At 44.8% G+C, this 15,527-nt stretch carries 19 protein-coding genes; 10 read left to right on the top strand and 9 right to left on the bottom strand.

The annotated features are described in order from the left end of the window. The first annotated feature begins 5 nt into the window (after positions 1–5). Entirely contained in the window at positions 6–842 is an 837-nt protein-coding gene (locus ACQCVE_RS12220; protein ID WP_426862997.1) for a YihY/virulence factor BrkB family protein, read from the top strand. A gap of 538 nt (positions 843–1,380) precedes the next feature. Continuing rightward, positions 1,381–1,518, top strand: coding sequence for a hypothetical protein (locus ACQCVE_RS12215; RefSeq protein ID WP_426844706.1), 138 nt, complete (start codon positions 1,381–1,383; stop codon positions 1,516–1,518). A 47-nt stretch (positions 1,519–1,565) separates the two neighbouring features. On the opposite strand, the gene ACQCVE_RS12210 is transcribed toward ACQCVE_RS12215, so the two are convergent. Both ACQCVE_RS12210 and ACQCVE_RS12205 read right to left on the bottom strand, forming a co-directional pair. Then, positions 1,566–1,712: a BH0509 family protein gene (locus tag ACQCVE_RS12210; RefSeq protein ID WP_426844705.1), complete on the bottom strand. Its 147-nt coding sequence runs from the start codon at positions 1,710–1,712 to the stop codon at positions 1,566–1,568. 110 nt (positions 1,713–1,822) lie between these two features. After that, positions 1,823–3,016, bottom strand: coding sequence for an MFS transporter (locus ACQCVE_RS12205; protein ID WP_426862996.1), 1,194 nt, complete (start codon positions 3,014–3,016; stop codon positions 1,823–1,825). Positions 3,017–3,108: 92 nt separating this feature from the next. Between ACQCVE_RS12205 and ACQCVE_RS12200 the strand changes: the two genes are divergently transcribed. Beyond that, on the top strand, positions 3,109–3,492 hold the full coding sequence (locus ACQCVE_RS12200; RefSeq protein WP_426862995.1) for an OsmC family protein: 384 nt from the start codon (positions 3,109–3,111) through the stop codon (positions 3,490–3,492). A 529-nt stretch (positions 3,493–4,021) separates the two neighbouring features. On the opposite strand, the gene ACQCVE_RS12195 is transcribed toward ACQCVE_RS12200, so the two are convergent. After that, positions 4,022–5,038 carry a nuclease-related domain-containing protein gene (locus ACQCVE_RS12195; protein ID WP_426844702.1) on the bottom strand — a complete coding sequence of 339 codons (1,017 nt, stop codon included), beginning with the start codon at positions 5,036–5,038 and terminating at the stop codon, positions 4,022–4,024. Positions 5,039–6,129: 1,091 nt separating this feature from the next. Continuing rightward, complete coding sequence (locus ACQCVE_RS12190) at positions 6,130–6,552, bottom strand: pyridoxamine 5'-phosphate oxidase family protein (RefSeq protein WP_426862994.1); 423 nt, start codon at positions 6,550–6,552, stop codon at positions 6,130–6,132. Positions 6,553–6,667: 115 nt separating this feature from the next. Between ACQCVE_RS12190 and cax the strand changes: the two genes are divergently transcribed. After that, positions 6,668–7,723, top strand: a complete 1,056-nt coding sequence (cax, locus tag ACQCVE_RS12185; protein ID WP_426844700.1) for a calcium/proton exchanger — start codon at positions 6,668–6,670, stop codon at positions 7,721–7,723. 155 nt (positions 7,724–7,878) lie between these two features. Here the strand turns inward: cax and ACQCVE_RS12180 are convergent, their stop codons facing one another. Both ACQCVE_RS12180 and ACQCVE_RS12175 read right to left on the bottom strand, forming a co-directional pair. Further along, positions 7,879–8,952, bottom strand: coding sequence for a copper resistance D family protein (locus tag ACQCVE_RS12180; RefSeq protein ID WP_426844699.1), 1,074 nt, complete (start codon positions 8,950–8,952; stop codon positions 7,879–7,881). A gap of 1 nt (position 8,953) precedes the next feature. Continuing rightward, positions 8,954–9,523, bottom strand: a complete 570-nt coding sequence (locus tag ACQCVE_RS12175; protein WP_426844698.1) for a copper resistance CopC family protein — start codon at positions 9,521–9,523, stop codon at positions 8,954–8,956. Positions 9,524–9,693: 170 nt separating this feature from the next. Here ACQCVE_RS12175 and ACQCVE_RS12170 point away from each other — a divergent pair, with 170 nt between their 5' ends. After that, entirely contained in the window at positions 9,694–10,488 is a 795-nt protein-coding gene (locus tag ACQCVE_RS12170; protein ID WP_426844697.1) for a YfkD family protein, read from the top strand. 32 nt (positions 10,489–10,520) lie between these two features. On the opposite strand, the gene ACQCVE_RS12165 is transcribed toward ACQCVE_RS12170, so the two are convergent. Continuing rightward, positions 10,521–10,691, bottom strand: a complete 171-nt coding sequence (locus ACQCVE_RS12165; RefSeq protein ID WP_426862993.1) for a hypothetical protein — start codon at positions 10,689–10,691, stop codon at positions 10,521–10,523. A 52-nt stretch (positions 10,692–10,743) separates the two neighbouring features. Beyond that, a complete protein-coding gene (gene yfkAB / locus ACQCVE_RS12160) occupies positions 10,744–11,865 on the bottom strand; it encodes a radical SAM/CxCxxxxC motif protein YfkAB (protein WP_426862992.1) in 1,122 nt (373 codons plus the stop codon). Positions 11,866–11,992: 127 nt separating this feature from the next. Between yfkAB and ACQCVE_RS12155 the strand changes: the two genes are divergently transcribed. The 5 genes from ACQCVE_RS12155 to ACQCVE_RS12135 all read left to right on the top strand — a co-directional run bounded on the left by ACQCVE_RS12155 (position 11,993) and on the right by ACQCVE_RS12135 (position 15,084). Further along, entirely contained in the window at positions 11,993–12,190 is a 198-nt protein-coding gene (locus ACQCVE_RS12155) for an SE1561 family protein (protein WP_426844694.1), read from the top strand. Positions 12,191–12,305: 115 nt separating this feature from the next. Further along, complete coding sequence (gene manA / locus ACQCVE_RS12150) at positions 12,306–13,253, top strand: mannose-6-phosphate isomerase, class I (protein WP_426844693.1); 948 nt, start codon at positions 12,306–12,308, stop codon at positions 13,251–13,253. A gap of 31 nt (positions 13,254–13,284) precedes the next feature. Beyond that, entirely contained in the window at positions 13,285–14,166 is an 882-nt protein-coding gene (locus tag ACQCVE_RS12145) for an ROK family protein (RefSeq protein ID WP_426862991.1), read from the top strand. A gap of 247 nt (positions 14,167–14,413) precedes the next feature. Next, positions 14,414–14,608 carry a helix-turn-helix transcriptional regulator gene (locus ACQCVE_RS12140; RefSeq protein WP_426844691.1) on the top strand — a complete coding sequence of 65 codons (195 nt, stop codon included), beginning with the start codon at positions 14,414–14,416 and terminating at the stop codon, positions 14,606–14,608. 2 nt (positions 14,609–14,610) lie between these two features. Continuing rightward, positions 14,611–15,084 (top strand): DUF3278 domain-containing protein, encoded by a 474-nt coding sequence (locus ACQCVE_RS12135; protein WP_426862990.1) that lies wholly within the window; start codon positions 14,611–14,613, stop codon positions 15,082–15,084. 28 nt (positions 15,085–15,112) lie between these two features. Here ACQCVE_RS12135 and ACQCVE_RS12130 read toward each other — a convergent pair whose 3' ends face one another. Beyond that, entirely contained in the window at positions 15,113–15,496 is a 384-nt protein-coding gene (locus tag ACQCVE_RS12130; protein WP_426844688.1) for a RidA family protein, read from the bottom strand. Positions 15,497–15,527: the final 31 nt, after the last annotated feature.

Raw genomic sequence — 15,527 nt, 5'->3', positions numbered from 1 at the left:
TGCGTATGAGAAGCAGAAAACATTCTACTATCATTGTTGAACTGCTTAGAAGATTCTCAAGAGATGAAGTGGCCGGTCTGTCTGCAGAACTGGCCTACTTTTTTCTGCTTTCTCTGTTTCCTTTTATGATTGCGCTCATTACATTGATTGCTTTCATCCCCTTATCCGTTGAGGATTTGCTGAAGTTTATCAGACAGTATGCCCCTGCGGATACAATCGTTGTCATGGAGGGAGCTTTGAACCAGCTTCTCGGCCAGAAAAACGCTATTTTGTTTACAGTCGGAATATTAGCATCCATCTGGTCCGCTTCAAATGGCATCGATTCCATTATGCGCGCATTTAATAAAGCGTTTGATGTGCGGGAGAACCGCTCTTTTATTAAATCGAGAGCAATCGCCCTCCTTCTTGCCATCGTAATGATGGCCGTAATTGTCATTGCGCTGCTTTTTCCTGTTTTCGGGCAGGAGATCGGCCTGTTCATCTTCAGCGCTTTTGGGATTCCGGATTTATTTTTTACTGTATGGAATGTCATCCGCTGGGCTGCAAGCGCCATTATTATCTTTCTTATTTTTATCCTCCTCCATAAACTTGCACCCAATAGAAAAATATCCTGGAAACAGGCTTTTCCCGGTGCACTGTTTTCGACGGTGGGCTGGATTGCTGTCTCCTATTTGTTCTCGGGCTATGTGAGCAACTTCGGCAACTACAGCGCTACCTATGGAAGCATTGGCGGCATCATTGTGTTTATGATTTGGTTCTACCTTACAGGAATGGTCATCATCATGAGCGGTGAACTGAATGCCATCCTGGTAAAAAGAAGAGCAGATCAAGCGGATACGTAATCCCCTCCTGGGCAACCTAAACCGAGAAGCGATACAAGCTTCATCCAATAAGGCACAGGAGGGAATGCACCATGGCAAAGCAAACGAAAAAAGGCGGAAGCCACACTAAGCAAAACTCCAAGCAAAAGCCGTCCCATAAAACAAGCGGCAGTGCGAACGGCCAAAATGGATACCACTAAACAGAAACAAAGCTGATCCCAAGGGATCGGCTTTTTGTGCGAAAAAAAGCTTTGCGCCTTAGGAACAAATGTTCTATAATAAAGAAACACATTAAATTAAAATTTAGGTATTTAAAAATAAATAAAGCGGGTATACATACATTAGAGTAGTCGAAAGTATTGCTGCTGCTTGAACAGAATATAAAAACGGCGTTTATTTATGAAAAAAGTACAGCCATTGGCATCTGGACAAGGCTGTCATAAATAAGTAAAGTTTAGATAGATGAACCAGCCTGTAAGCGGTGAGGCTTCCCTTGTCCAATCAGCATAGTCTTCCGCAATATGTCACGGAAATTTGTGAAATGGAGAGGCGATCAATTATGAGTACAGGGAACAGATTAAAAAGACTTGAAGCTTTTGTTGAAAAGTACAAAAAACTGGGCATGAGAATTGAAATTGCAAAATCCCGAACAGAATGGTCCGATGAAACCAAAAATGTAGCGGCTTTAAAACCATAAAAAATCACCCTTCCACAGACGGGTGATTTTTTCTTTGTCTGGCTGGATTATTCGCCCATTGCGATACTGCGGGTGTATACACTTGAATAAATATGCTCAACTTCTTCGTCTGTCATATACATAAACATTTCCCGATCCAAATCCCTCATCGCTGCAATGTACTCCACCATATTTTTGCGTTCCTGTCTGCTCATTTCTTATCTCTCCTTTTTTGTTATGATACAGTCTATATTTTATATTTGTATTATATAACAGAGGAGCAGAAAGGTTCAATAGTTTTTTCAGAATTTTTTAAAAAAGCCGCCTATTGTTTATAGGCGACTGATTTCTCATAGGTTTTTCCTTTCGCTAAATAGACAGCTAAAACGGCTGCAAGGAGAAATGCAACGATATGGAAGAAGCTGCTTCCAGGTACAAATTCCATGTAAAGACCGCCGATAACGGGTCCGCTAATACTGCCGAGGCTAAAGCAAATGCCGCACAAAAGGTTCCCGGCCGGAAGGAGCTGCTTTGGCAGCAAATCTGCCATGAAAGTAAGGCCTAAGGAAAAAGTGGACCCAAGTACCATCCCTGCAAAAAAGAAACAGAGAAGCAGCATAAAAAAGGACTGTGTGAAGCTTGCTGCAGCAAAAGCCAGAAATCCTAAAAACAGCACAACCGGAATCGTCCGCATGCGCCCGATTTTATCGCTGATGATCCCAAGGGGCAGCTGAAAAACAATTCCGCCGACTGCAAATGCCGGAAGAAGAAGGGCTACATGATCAGCAGTCAAACCTTGTCTTAAGGCATAGACCGGGTAATTGCCGTTCAGGGAGGATTCAAGAAACCCGTAGATAAACGGAGGCAAAAACGCAATCCACGAAAGCTTCCAAGCATCCTTAAAGCGCGCCGTGCTCCCCGATGAACCGGCCGCAGTCTGCTCCGGAAAATCGTTTCTTAAAATGAAAGCCAGCCCCCAGATAACCAGACTGATGGCACCGCTGATGATGAACGGAAGATTGGGATTCGTTTGTGCAACAGCCGTAAGCAATGGTCCCGCAGCGAACCCCAGCCCGAAGCATAATCCGTAAAGGGATATATTTTTCCCTCTGTTTTGCTCTGTGGAAAGGGAGGTAATCCAAGTCTGAGTCGAAAAATGAAGCATATGATCTCCAACCCCGACTAAAAGCCTTAAAACAAACCAAATCCAAAAGGACTGAAGGACGGGAAAGGCAAATAGACTGGCCATCACCAGGAAGCCGCCGGTGATAATCATATTTTTATATCCGAATTTTTGCAGAGGCTTTTCCATAAAGGGAGAGGCAAGCAGAACACCGATGTACAATCCGGTAGCATGCATCCCATTCAGGGAAGAAGGATAGCCCTGCTGTTCAAAAAGTATCGCAATAACGGGAAGAAGCATCCCCTGAGAAAAACCGGACACCGTGACAATACTGATAAGAATGGCAAAGCGCAATTTGTTCATGAATTCATACCCCGCTGTTGTAAAGTTCTGCACTTTTTTTAGCGTATCACCGGCCCTGAGGATAGGCAACAAATTTTCGGTTTTCAAATAAAAAGGATAAGATAAGAAAAAAAGGAGGAATCGAAATGCAATTTACCATCACAGAAAAAGGATTTTCTTCCGATTTGGAATTTGGAAACCTGCATGTATCAGGAGACGAGGAATACGGATTCCGCCCCTATCAGCTAATGACAGCCTCTATTGCAGTCTGCAGCGGCGGAGTGCTGCGCAAAATACTCGAGAAAAAACGCATGGACGTAGAGGACATCCGGATCGAAGCCAATGCTGAAAGAAATGAAGAAGAGGCAAACCGAATTGAACGCATAACCGTTCATTTTGTTATAAAAGGAAACAGCCTAAAGGAAGATCAAATAAAAAAGGCACTCGAACTAACCCGGAAAAACTGCTCCATGGTCCGCTCGGTGGAGAGCAGCATCGATATTGCAGAGACGTTTGAGATATCGGAGTGAAGAAAATAGGCCCTGACTCATCCATATTATGTAATAAAATGGAATAATCAGAGGCGGCTGTTTCCTGACATCAATGAAGGCGATGAACAGGAGAAAGAATGAGAAGAAGAAAAAGAGGCAACAGGAGATTTTCCAGTAGCACGTTCAGAGATGTGGGAAGTGAATTATTCTTTGAATTGATATGGAATATCTTATTTTTTATCCCAAAAGTCATTTTTCGATTGTATAAAAGTGTTTTTGAGTAGTACAGAAGGAACTCCATTAAAAGGTGGAGTTCCTTTTTTTGTTCAGTTTAGGGATTGAATGCTGTTCTCTGCAGAGGGTTTGTCTTCGTGCTCAGTTTAGGGATTGTATGGAGTTTTAGTTTAGGAATTGAATGGTGTTTTAGTTTAGAGATTGGACGGTGTTTTAGTTTAGGAATTGAACGGTGATTTAGTTTAGAGATTGAATGGAGTTTTCTGCAGAGGGTTTGTCTTCGTGCTCAGTTTAGGAATTGAATGGTGTTTTAGATTAGGAATTGAACGGTGATTTAGTTTAGAGATTGAATGGAGTTTTCTGCAGAGGGTTTGTCTGACAATGGCTCGTGGAGCTCAAGTCCGTAAATTCGGCCTTTCTTTTGACCGGAGGATTTCAGGTTGAGGGAGTGCAGGAGCTTGGACGCAGCTGATGTGCTCTCAAGGTTTAAAAATCCTCTGATTTCTTTGTTTGTAATGGTTGAACCTATTAGCAGCCGGTAGTCTTTTAACGCCTCTACATGTGCCAGGTTATTTTTTTCCCTGCAGCTTCCGCATAGCCAGCCCCCTTTATACCGCTGCAGGTGGCAGCTGCAATTTGGACAAAAAACGCCCGTTATTAAGTCTGTTTGCGGAATGGAGAATTTGTCTGTAATCCGGGTATCTGCTTCCATATGAGATTTGTTTAAGCTCCTTGCCAGCTTCTTGACCTCTTTTTCTGTCAAATATACTTTCTTATGCTGTGTCTCTAATTGTTTCAGTTCAAAAGGCAGCTTTTCTGCGCGAACGATTTTTCTGGATAAACTTTTTATATGGGCAGGAGGTGCTTCAATCATGCTTCGGTGGCTGCTGACCACAATTAGGGAGTGGATTGGTAAAGCGGGAAAGCGGTTTCTCTCAAGCCATTCAGCGAATTGGAACTCTAATCGGTGAGACTGGAGAATAGGGTCTGGAAAGGCAGTCTCCAAGCCATCCTTCTTTCGTATCAGCTGATTGAATTCAGGATCAAAATAAAGCGTACCAGCAATATTTTTCACCTCTAAAATCAGGGCAAAAGCGGGAGTGAGCAGGACCGTGTCCAGCTGGAAGTGTGTCGAACCGTGCGGCAGCCTGAGATCTGCAAGCATCACCCAGTCCTTGCGGCCGAATAGGGTGAGCTGATAGTCAGCCGCGAGTTCACCTTTGAACCCCGCCATTCGTTTGGCTAGATCTTCGGCAACTTGAGGGAATTTAGGATGATTCGGCGGCAACCTCCTGAGCAGAGCCTGCAGTTTGAGGATATAGAGAGGGGTTTTACGCGGTTTAGCGATCATTTTGTCGCTCCTTTCTTTGTGATACTATGGTTATTCTGCAAACAGCCCCGGATTCCCTTCTGCAAAACTTGAGATGTTGTGCGGGGATGTCCGATATTGTCCGTACTTTGGTTTTATTGTCCGAAATCTGATTTTATTGTCCGTATTTGTGATTTTATTGTCCTAACTTTTGATTTATTGTCCGTACTTTTGATATAAAGACTTTTCGGCATGATTCGAGCATATTCGCGCGGTGGTATGTATAAAAGGAGCCAGATTCAATAGAAATTCTGTTCAGATTTGAAGGTAGTGTCCGAGGTGAAACATATGTATTGTCCGTACTTTGTTTTTATTGTCCGAAATCTGATTTTATTGTCCGTACTCACTGGTTTATTGTCCCAACTTTTGATTTATTGTCAGTACTTTTGATATAAAGACTTTTCGGCATGATTCGAGCATATTCGCTCGGTGGTATGTATAAAAGGAGCCAGATTCCCTAGGACTTCTGTTCGGATTTTGCGGTAGTGTCCGGGTGAAACATATATATTGTCCGTACTTTGTTTTTATTGTCCGAAATCTGATTTTATTGTCCGTACTCACCATTTTATTGTCCCAACTTTTGATATATTGTCCGTACTTTTGATATAAAGACTTTTCGACGTCATTCGAGCATGTTCGCACCACGTTCTCCGGAGTACGTCAGCCATGTTTCGACCACACTTTCCAGAGTACGCCAGCCATGTTCCCGCCACACTTTCCAGCGCACGCCTACAATGTTCGCACTACACTTTCCAGCGTACGCCAACCATGTTCCTACCACCCTACCGGAGTATGCCGACCATGTTCCCACCACACTTTCCAGCGTACCTCAACCATGTTCCCACCACGCTTCCCGTCATACCCCAACCATATTCGCACCACACTTTCCAACTTACCCCAACCATATTCGCACCACACTTTCCAACTTACCCCAACCATGTTCCCACTAGGCTTTCAAGTGTACGCATACCATGTCCCGCCACGCTTCCCGCCATACCCCAACCAGCCCCCCCACCGCACAAAGTAAATCCCATCAAAAATAAAAAAAGAACGGTCACACTCGACCGTTCCTCTTATTTCATATTCAGCGTTTCCGGACCTTCTCCGGCTTTTGAAAAGTAGCAGAAGACGGATGGCTCAAGTTTAAGCAGCATATAGTCCGGATCATCCGGCCCGGCGATCCAGTCCTTCAGGTTTTCGTTCCAGAACTTTTTTTTCAGTTCTGTGGATCCCTCTACAGATGCGGTCGCTTCCACCTCTGCGTATTCATCCTGGAACCCTTTTCCTTCATAGCCGAGCAGCAGATGAACAGATGGATTTTCTTCGATGTCTTCTGCTTTATGTGCTTTTTTGCTTGTAGCGGTATAAAGGGTCAGACCTTCGTGGAAAAATAGCATAAACCGGGAATAGGGTTTTCCGTTGCGGACTGTCGCCATCGAACCGATTTGATGGTGGTCAAGAAGCTTGATGATCTTATCTTCCAGAGAATTAGCCATATTTTATTCACTCCTCCTTGCTTTCAAGGTTAATTTGCAACAAAAGCGGGGAAACATACATGTGTTCCGCTATCTGGAAATACATACTTAAGATTCAGGAAAGCTAGGTGAAGGTATGGTTAATCGTATATTTCTTATTGCAGTCATTGCTGGGCTTCCGCTTTCTGTAATTGGCAGTTTGCTTCACTGGCCTCCGCTGATCATGTTCGTCGTCTACTGTTTGACGATCGTGGCGCTTGCGGGATACATGGGAAGAGCTACAGAAAGTCTTGCTATTGTAGCTGGTCCCCGTATTGGCGGGCTGCTTAACGCAACATTTGGAAATGCCGTTGAGCTGATTATCTCTATTTTTGCTCTTCAGGCCGGATTAACCGGAGTGGTGCTTGCCTCTCTGACAGGCTCGGTTATCGGGAACCTGCTTTTAGTCGGGGGGCTTTCCTTTCTTGTCGGCGGACTAAAGCATAAAAGGCAGGAATTCAGTGTTTATGATGCGAGACACAATTCAGGACTTCTTATTTTTTCTATCATTGTCGCGTTTGTTATTCCGGAGGTATTTGCGGTAGACATGAATGAGGCTAAGACCTTAACGTTCAGTATCGGGATCTCTGTCATTTTGATTGTCCTGTATCTGTTCGCGCTTTTCTTCCGGCTGGTCACACACCGCGGTGTGTATAAACACAAAACGGATGAAGAGGGGGAGCACGAAGAACCGGAATGGGGCGCGAAAAAAGCGACTATTGTTCTTCTGCTTGCGACAGCGGCGGTTGCTTATGTATCAGAAAGTCTGGTGCATACGTTTGAAACGGTTGGCGAAACGCTTGGATGGAGCGAATTGTTTATTGGGGTTATCATCGTTGCTGTTGTTGGAAATGCCGCAGAGCACGCTTCAGCAATCGTTATGGCGTATAAAAATAAAATGAACATTGCCGTTGAAATTGCGGTCGGCTCTACGCTTCAGATTGCGATGTTCGTTGCGCCGCTGCTTGTTCTTTTATCTCTCATGTTTGAAACGACGATGCCACTCGTTTTCACTATGCCAGAGCTGATTTCGATGGTTACCGCTGCCTTCCTGACGATTATTCTCACCAATGATGGGGATACGAACTGGTTTGAAGGAGCGACCCTGCTTGCTGCCTATGTGATTATGGGAATTGGGTTTTACCTGCTGTAGCGAATATTTTTCAAAAAAAAGCGGCTGGTCCCATTAAAGGGGCCAGCCAAATTTGTAGGACGAAACCACAATCACAGTTGAGGTTGCTTACTGCTATCATATAATTTTAAATTAAATTTGTAAATATTCAGATAAATATTTTCTGCTATCATACTTTAGATGCTTGTCATGATGAATAAGTAGGCCGAAGTCACGAACATAAGGCCCATTAGGAAGGCTGACAGACCTGAAGCGTTCTTCTTGAACTGTATAATAAGCAGCGTGATGAACAGGAACGAAAGGATGCCAAACAGGATGCTGAGTCCGCCAGCGGCAAAGCCGATTTCATTATCCGCTGAAAAAAGAGTAAACAGCGGGGACAAGCCGTCAGAAGCTTTGGTCACTTCAATGTTATGCGGAGGCTCCTGCTGGCCGAGTACACCGGTCACCGGGAAGACGATCAGCAAGTACAGACTTTCCGCTTTTGTCCATTTCCTTGGATCAAGCTGCTTCCCTTTTTTCAGCATTCCTTTCATGAAAAAGCTGTTTAAAAAGGCGAACAGCAAAATCGGAATGACTACCAAATGCTTAATCAGCAAATATTGTCCGTAGTTCAGAGACCATGTTTGCGGATATTCGGCGACATTCATTAACAGGGTCATAAGCAGGAATCCTGTGAAAACGATGATTCCCATCATTACCATTGCTACAGGTGTAAACCATTTAAGAAACGCGAGCCAATTCCGGCTGTTTTTAGAAAACCAGCTAACCTGAAGCAATATTCCTCCCCATACACTCATAGCCATGAAATGAAAAGCGTGATACAAAATGCCTGCGCCGCTTAAAGAAGCAGCATGGCTGTTAACGCTGATTAGAAAAATGAGGGAAATGACAAAGAATAGAGAAATTGTCTTATATTGTACGTCTTCAAACACCGGCGCAAATGAAATAAATAAGTAGAACATGATGATGAGTACGAGAGACAGCGCCCACATCTGGCCGATTTGAAAATCTTTAATGACCCGGACTATGCTGCCGAAATAGCCTTCTGATTCATAAAAACGGGAAGCAAGCTGGAGCACAGGAGAGGCTGAAAAGACAGCTGCTCCTAATGCGGCAAGCTGCATCCATCGCTTCGACATTTGAATTTCCGGTTTCCTCGCATCCGGAATATAGGACATAAAAAAGGCACCCATTAATATAGCGAAGCTTAAATAAAGTCCAACCTCGGATAGCATAATGAGAATCATCTTAACCCCGGCCTTTTCTCATTGAAAAGAAAATCGCAGCAAGTGCGGCTGCAGCAAGGAGTACTCCGATGATGATCAGGGAATTATTGCTGCCGGTTTCCTCGGCGGACTGAGTCTCTTCGGCAGGTGCTTCCTCTGTTTCCTCAGCAGGCTGGCTCTCTTCGGCAGGCGTTTCCTCACTTTCCTCCGTCTCTTCTTCTGCCGGCTTTTCTTCGACAGGTGCATTCAGGCTAAACTCAAAGGAATCCTTAATCACATGTCCATCCGCGCCGATAATATCCCAGCTGACGGTATAGGAACCGTTCTCCATATCTTCAGGAAGTGTACCTGTTAAAGTATCTCCCTCCAACTGTATGTTCTCTACAGCTACTTCTGTTTTACCATCCTTCAGCACCTTAAACGTGCTGGATTGTTCAATGGATGTATTGAACGTCAAAGAAACGGTCTCAAGCTTTTCTGCAACTGTTGCGCCCTGCTCCGGATTGGATTGAATGAGCTTGGAATGGGCAAGCGCACTCGTCTGATTAAATGCAACCAATGCAAAGACGAGAAGCATCATAAGTTTTTTCATCTGAAAATCTCCTTTCACAGCGACTCCCTTTTTATTTTACCAAGAATCCGGAAATGTACGAGACGGAAGTGTGAGGATTTGTTGAAAATGATCATTTTTTCTCGAAACACGGATAAACGGGTGGTTGCCAGAAAAAACTATGGGAAACAAAGCCGGAAGGAGATTTATCCATGAAAAGAAAACAACTTTCAATTTGTATCGCTGTGCTATTATCCGTGTGTTTTTCGAGCATCTATATGACCTCAACTGCAGCGAAAACTAAAATCCCTTCCTCAGTCCTGGACATTTCAAAGGAGAACACATACCCGAATCCTGCTCAAGATCTTCCCTACCTGCAGCCGAGCGAGCTGGCAAGGGAGCTTGCGGAATCTTCGGCCGTTCCTATTGAGAACCCGAATCTAATCAAGCAGCTGAACGAAACTGCCATTTCTGATTCACCGCTTGCCGTCGGCTATCGGGCGACAATTTACCTTGGCCACTGGGCGCTGAACTATGAATCAAGGGAGACTACCCCTAACTGGGAATATCAGCGCATCAACTCTAACCTTTCAGACAACCGCGGCGGGAAAGCCGCAGCGCAAATCCATTACAAGCAAAACGACCAGAAAAAAATAAAAGGCGGCCTTACCGCCAATGTACCGGAAATGGAAGATGTAAAGAATATGATGCTTCTTGAGGCTATGAAGAAAACCAACCTGCCGCTGTCATTTGAAACGATTGTCGGGGCCGGAACGAAAAAAGATCAGGTTTACAATGTGCCGGTGAAAAAGATGGGATACCTCTACGCCTACGCTCCAGCGATCAGTGAAAAAGGAAAGGTCACGTATGGGGAGGTCTACCTTGAGCTGAAAGGCAACAAGCGGAAAATCAATGTGAAAAACATTACGTCCCAGGGAATTGGAGCGTGGATCCCGGTACAGGATCACCTGTCATTTGGATACATGGTCTCGGACGTGCCAAGATAACTGGCTGATCAAGACTTGAATTGCTGTGCGGGCTAGGCGTAGTTTTTGCCGTATACAAGCGGGATTCTGCCGATTGACAAAGGGCTCTGTCGAATATGATCCGGACTTTGCATTGCAATCAAGTTATTGTCGAATACGATCCAGACTTTGTCGATTGCAATCCAGTTATGGTCGAATATGATCCAGTCGACTTTATTCGCCATAACGCCCTTTCGCCCGCATGCGGCCAACAAAAAACTGCAGAGCCTCTTGGCTCTACAGTTTCGCTTTCTTTTTCGTGAAATCTTCATTCGCATAGTAGCTGTTTTTGACCAAAATGTTCGGCCCGAGGCACTGCACACTTGGGCAATGGCAGCTAAGTGACTTTGCGACTGTGGATTCAGACCACTTCTCATAGGCACTTTCAAGTGTAGCTGTCTGTATATTGCCGAGCGGCGGTGTATCGCCGAAATCGGTTACTATGACTTCGCCCGTGAAGATGTTCACGTTCAGACGGGAGCGTCCGTCAGGGTCATTCCGAACCGTCACATTTTTAGATGAACGAAGCTTCCGCATTAATTCAAGGTCCTCCTCTGAATCACTGCAGGCGTAAAAAGGAAGGGTTCCAAACAGCATCCACACATCTTCATTCCGTACATCCAGCAGATGATGGATGGCCTGGCGTGTCTCCTCCAATGAAAGAGTTTCAAGTGCGCTCGCAAAGTCACTTGGGTACATGGGATGCACTTCATGCCTTTGGCAATGCATTTCCTCTGTAATCTGCTTATGGATTTTTTCCAGATGAGGAAGGGTCCGTTTATTCAGCATCGTTTCAGCGGATACGGTGACGCCTGCAGCAACAAGCGCCCGGCTGTTTTCAACCATCCGGTCAAAATATTTTGCCCTCTGTTCAAAGGTCGGTTTTTTTTCCATCATGGCAAAACCGCCCTCCGCAAAGTCCTCCATCGTTCCCCAGTTGTGGGAAATGTGCAGAACGTCCAGATACGGAATGATTTTCTCATATCTCGCCAAATCAAGCGTCAGGTTTGAATTAATCTGAGTGCGCACACCGCGTTCATGTGCATACTTTAAGAGCGGAACTACATAGTTATTCACGGACTTCATCGACATCATCGGCTCTCCGCCGGTAATGCTGAATGAACGCAAATTCGGAATCTCATCCAGCCTGCGGATGAGCAGATCAAGCGGAAGAGCATTCGGATCCTTCGGTGTCAGCGTGTAGCCTACCGCGCAATGCTCGCAGCGCATGTTGCAAAGCGTTGTTGTCGTAAATTCTATGTTTGTCAGCATCGGCTTTCCATATTGTTCTATGTCCATATAAGCTTCCCACGGGTCGTAGGAAGGGGTAATAGGGGGTAAACTGTGAGTAGTACTCATCAACAAAACTCCTTAAATAAAATCACAATCTCCATCTTATCATGAATCCATGAATACGTGCATAAAGGAAAGTTGTCAATTCCGCTTAAATCCGCTACCATGATAACGGTGAAAGGAGAGAGCCGAGATGGGAAATGCAGCAAAAGATAAAGACTCACAAATAAACTATTTAAAAAACCGCCTGAATATGTTCATGGAGGTCATCGATTCCATGGATCCGGAGTCGACAGATGTAGAAGACGTAGACCGCCTGATCCAAATGCTCGACGATCTGGAAGTGAAATTTGACCGGTTTAAAAAGGATTGGGATAAAGAAGAAGAGTAAAGATCATCTGCTGAGGTGATCTTTTTTTGATAGAGGAAGAAGTCTACCAGTTTAGCGGATAAATGTGTAAAATAAGGGAAGAAATACACAGCATCAATGATAGGAGAGTTACATAATGGCCATGCAGCCAATTTATTTTACACCGGTTTTTAAAGAGCGAATATGGGGCGGGACAAGCCTTTCTTCGTTCGGCTATAACCTGCCCTCGGAAGAAACGGGAGAATGCTGGGCCTTTTCCGCTCATCCAAACGGTCAAAGTGTCGCGGCGAACGGGCAGTATAAAGGAAAATCACTGGGAGAGCTATGGGAGCACAACCGCGAAATCTTCGGGAACTTTGAAGGAGACCGCTTTCCTTTATTGACAAAAATTCTGGATGCAAACAACGACCTGTCTGTTCAGGTTCATCCGAATGACGCTTACGCGAAAGAGCACGAAAACGGGGAGCTTGGAAAAACTGAATGCTGGTACATCATTGATTGTGATGAGGACGCGGAACTCATATTCGGCCACCATGCCCAGACAAAAGGCGAGCTTGACACAATGATTGATGAAGGGAAGTGGGACGAGCTTCTCCGCCGCGTTAAAATCAAAAAAGGCGATTTCTTCTACGTTCCAAGCGGAACCGTTCATGCCCTGTGCAAAGGAACACTGGTCCTTGAAACCCAGCAAAATTCGGACACAACCTACCGTTTGTATGATTATGACCGGAAGGATGCAGAAGGAAATCTGCGCGAGCTGCATTTGGAAAAATCAAAGGACGTCATTACCGTTCCGCATGATTCTGCTTCTGTAACCATGAAAACCGAGGAGTCAGCCGGGAAAAAAATCATCCAATACGTTAAGGAAAACTATTTCACTGTTTATAAATGGGAGATTGATGGAACAGCTGATTTTATCCAGGACCAGCCCTTTCTGCTTTGCAGCGTCATTGAAGGGGAAGGAAGCCTTGTTCATGCAGGAGAAACGTATGAAGTAAAGAAGGGGGATCACATTCTTCTTCCGAACGGGTTTGGGGAGTTTCAGATGAGCGGGAAGCTGGAGCTGATCGTTTCTCACGTGTAAAAGATTGATAATTAAGGGGGATTGAGCTGGAATGCTGATCGGTGCTATTGAAGCAGGAGGAACGAAATTTGTTTGCGGAGTCGGTTCAAGAGAAGGGGAAATCATCGAACATTGCTCGATTCCGACGTCCACACCGGAAGAGACGCTTGAACAGGTATTTGCATTTTTTTCGAAATTTACAATTAATGCATTGGGAGTTGGGACATTCGGTCCGGCTGACTTAAACCCGGCCAGTGCATCTTATGGAAACATTACAACAACCCCTAAAGTAAAATGGGCTGGTTTTCCGCTTCTTTCAACCCTGCAAAAGGAATTAAATGTGCCGGCGGCATTTGACACAGATGTAAACGCAGCCGCACTGGGGGAGCTTACATGGGGTGCAGCTAGAGGGCTGGACAGCTGCATGTACATGACTGTCGGAACAGGAATCGGGGTTGGAGCTGTCGTGGACGGTAAAGTCCTTCATGGCATGAACCATCCGGAAATGGGCCATATCCTGGTCCGTCGCCATCCATCTGACTCCTTCCAAGGGCTTTGTCCGTACCATGGAGATTGCCTTGAAGGCCTGGCTGCAGGCCCTGCTATTGAAAAAAGGTGGGGAAAGAAGGGAACCGAGCTTGTTGACCGCCTGGAAGTATGGGAACTCGAAGCAGATTACATCGCTCAGGCTCTAGTAAACTATGCTTTAATATTCGGCCCGAAACGAATGATCTTGGGAGGCGGCGTCATGAAGCAGCAGCAGCTGTTCCCGCTCATCCGAGAGAAATTCAAAATTTATATGAACGGTTATTTACAAAACAGCTTCCTGGATGATCTCGAAACGTACATCGTCCCGCCGGCGCTAAATGACTTTGCCGGATTAAAAGGTTCGATTGCCCTTGCTGTTTTGGCAAGCAAAGTGCATTCGCTTTAGATAAAAATAGAAAAGATCAGTGCCAATTCTATCTGTCCCCTTTGTCAAGTACGATGATGTTTCTTTATTGTAAAGGGGGGCCATCTTTTTTAGTATCCATCTTCATCCACGCTGGCAAAGCTGAAGTTTGCCAAAACCCGTGCAGAAAAAGCCGCTGACTTACAGCGGCTTTTAATTTACAAATCATCTTTGGGGATGTAAGATATAAATTGCATAATGCAAAATATATCTTACGTTGGGTGGAGCGATGAAAAATCATATAAAAAGAGAAAGAGCAGCTCTCGGGATAACCCAGGAGCAATTAGCCAAAAAAGTTCAAGCGACCCGCCAGACAATTGGTCTGATTGAAAAAGGAAAATACAATCCAAGCCTCCAGCTTTGCATGGCCATTGCCAAAGCATTAGGCAAAACGCTGGATGATTTATTTTGGGAGGTTGAATAACAGTGAAATCATGGATTTCTTTTCTGCTGCCGGATGACGAGTACAAAGAGAGAAAAATTATGCAATTTTTATCAGAATCTTCAATTCTGCTTTTGTTCTATTTGATTGCGCTTATAGCCGCAGCCCAAATCTTTCCTGGCTGGAATTCAGACGTGGAGCTGGCAGCAGGAGGAGGCATCGGGATTTTCTCCTTCTATGTGTGTGGCAGATACATCTTATCCGGCATCGAATACACCGACGTTACGACCGAAAAACGGTTTGCAAAGGAAAAAATGCTGATCCTCCAAAAACTTTTTATCTTCGTCTTTATTTTTCTTGGAATCTATAGTGTGTTAATCGGTATTCCGGACACAATGGAAGAATGGACAGATATTGCCGTCATCCTTGTTAGCGCTTCGCTCCTCATGTCCTTCTCAAGCTATATTTCGCTGAAACGCTCTTATAGAATGAACCGGGAACTGGAGGAAGAGGAGTGAAAGAGCCGTCAGCCGGGAGTGTAGCTCTTTAATCGGTGTGCGCGACAGCACTGATTTCAATCAATTGCTCCGGGAAGGCCAAGTAGGTCACACCTATACAGCTGCCGGCAGGACGATGTTCTCCAATGTATTCCTTAAACCGTTCCAGGACTGGCTCGAAATGTTCTTGCGGATTGGTCAAAAAGATCTCCACATAAGCGAGATTGGACTTCGTTACACCGAATCCTTCCAGTACCCGGTCTAGATTTTTAAGCGTCTGAAGAGTTTGTGCTTCAATATTCCCTTCACCAACGAAATTCCCTTCGTTATTGTGGGAAAATTGCCCTGAAATGTAGATCGTGTCGTTGACGTTGTACCCTTGAGATATGCCATGATCCCAAAGATTATGATTGTAGGTTTTGACAGTAGCCATTAATTTTTCTCCTCCTTTATTTCAATGCAAG

Origin of the sequence: Metabacillus sp. 113a, from assembly GCF_050107635.1 — a bacterium.
In the GTDB taxonomy this organism is placed as follows: Bacteria; Bacillota; Bacilli; order Bacillales; family Bacillaceae; genus Metabacillus_B.
Note: the sequence above shows the minus strand (reverse complement) of the source record. Positions and strands in the feature narration are given on the sequence as shown.

Bases quoted from the DNA above. Each gene is read 5' to 3' on its own strand.
- cax (WP_426844700.1), top strand. From the start codon at position 6,668: ATGGTTAATCGTATATTTCTTATTGCAGTCATTGCTGGGCTTCCGCTT.
- ACQCVE_RS12130 (WP_426844688.1), bottom strand. From the start codon at position 15,496: ATGGCTACTGTCAAAACCTACAATCATAATCTTTGGGATCATGGCATA.
- manA (WP_426844693.1), top strand. From the start codon at position 12,306: ATGGCCATGCAGCCAATTTATTTTACACCGGTTTTTAAAGAGCGAATA.
- ACQCVE_RS12210 (WP_426844705.1), bottom strand. From the start codon at position 1,712: ATGAGCAGACAGGAACGCAAAAATATGGTGGAGTACATTGCAGCGATG.
- yfkAB (WP_426862992.1), bottom strand. From the start codon at position 11,865: ATGAGTACTACTCACAGTTTACCCCCTATTACCCCTTCCTACGACCCG.
- ACQCVE_RS12170 (WP_426844697.1), top strand. From the start codon at position 9,694: ATGAAAAGAAAACAACTTTCAATTTGTATCGCTGTGCTATTATCCGTG.
- ACQCVE_RS12190 (WP_426862994.1), bottom strand. From the start codon at position 6,552: ATGGCTAATTCTCTGGAAGATAAGATCATCAAGCTTCTTGACCACCAT.
- ACQCVE_RS12145 (WP_426862991.1), top strand. From the start codon at position 13,285: ATGCTGATCGGTGCTATTGAAGCAGGAGGAACGAAATTTGTTTGCGGA.
- ACQCVE_RS12175 (WP_426844698.1), bottom strand. From the start codon at position 9,523: ATGAAAAAACTTATGATGCTTCTCGTCTTTGCATTGGTTGCATTTAAT.
- ACQCVE_RS12155 (WP_426844694.1), top strand. From the start codon at position 11,993: ATGGGAAATGCAGCAAAAGATAAAGACTCACAAATAAACTATTTAAAA.
- ACQCVE_RS12195 (WP_426844702.1), bottom strand. From the start codon at position 5,038: ATGATCGCTAAACCGCGTAAAACCCCTCTCTATATCCTCAAACTGCAG.
- ACQCVE_RS12180 (WP_426844699.1), bottom strand. From the start codon at position 8,952: ATGATTCTCATTATGCTATCCGAGGTTGGACTTTATTTAAGCTTCGCT.
- ACQCVE_RS12200 (WP_426862995.1), top strand. From the start codon at position 3,109: ATGCAATTTACCATCACAGAAAAAGGATTTTCTTCCGATTTGGAATTT.
- ACQCVE_RS12215 (WP_426844706.1), top strand. From the start codon at position 1,381: ATGAGTACAGGGAACAGATTAAAAAGACTTGAAGCTTTTGTTGAAAAG.
- ACQCVE_RS12220 (WP_426862997.1), top strand. From the start codon at position 6: ATGAGAAGCAGAAAACATTCTACTATCATTGTTGAACTGCTTAGAAGA.
- ACQCVE_RS12140 (WP_426844691.1), top strand. From the start codon at position 14,414: ATGAAAAATCATATAAAAAGAGAAAGAGCAGCTCTCGGGATAACCCAG.
- ACQCVE_RS12165 (WP_426862993.1), bottom strand. From the start codon at position 10,691: ATGGCGAATAAAGTCGACTGGATCATATTCGACCATAACTGGATTGCA.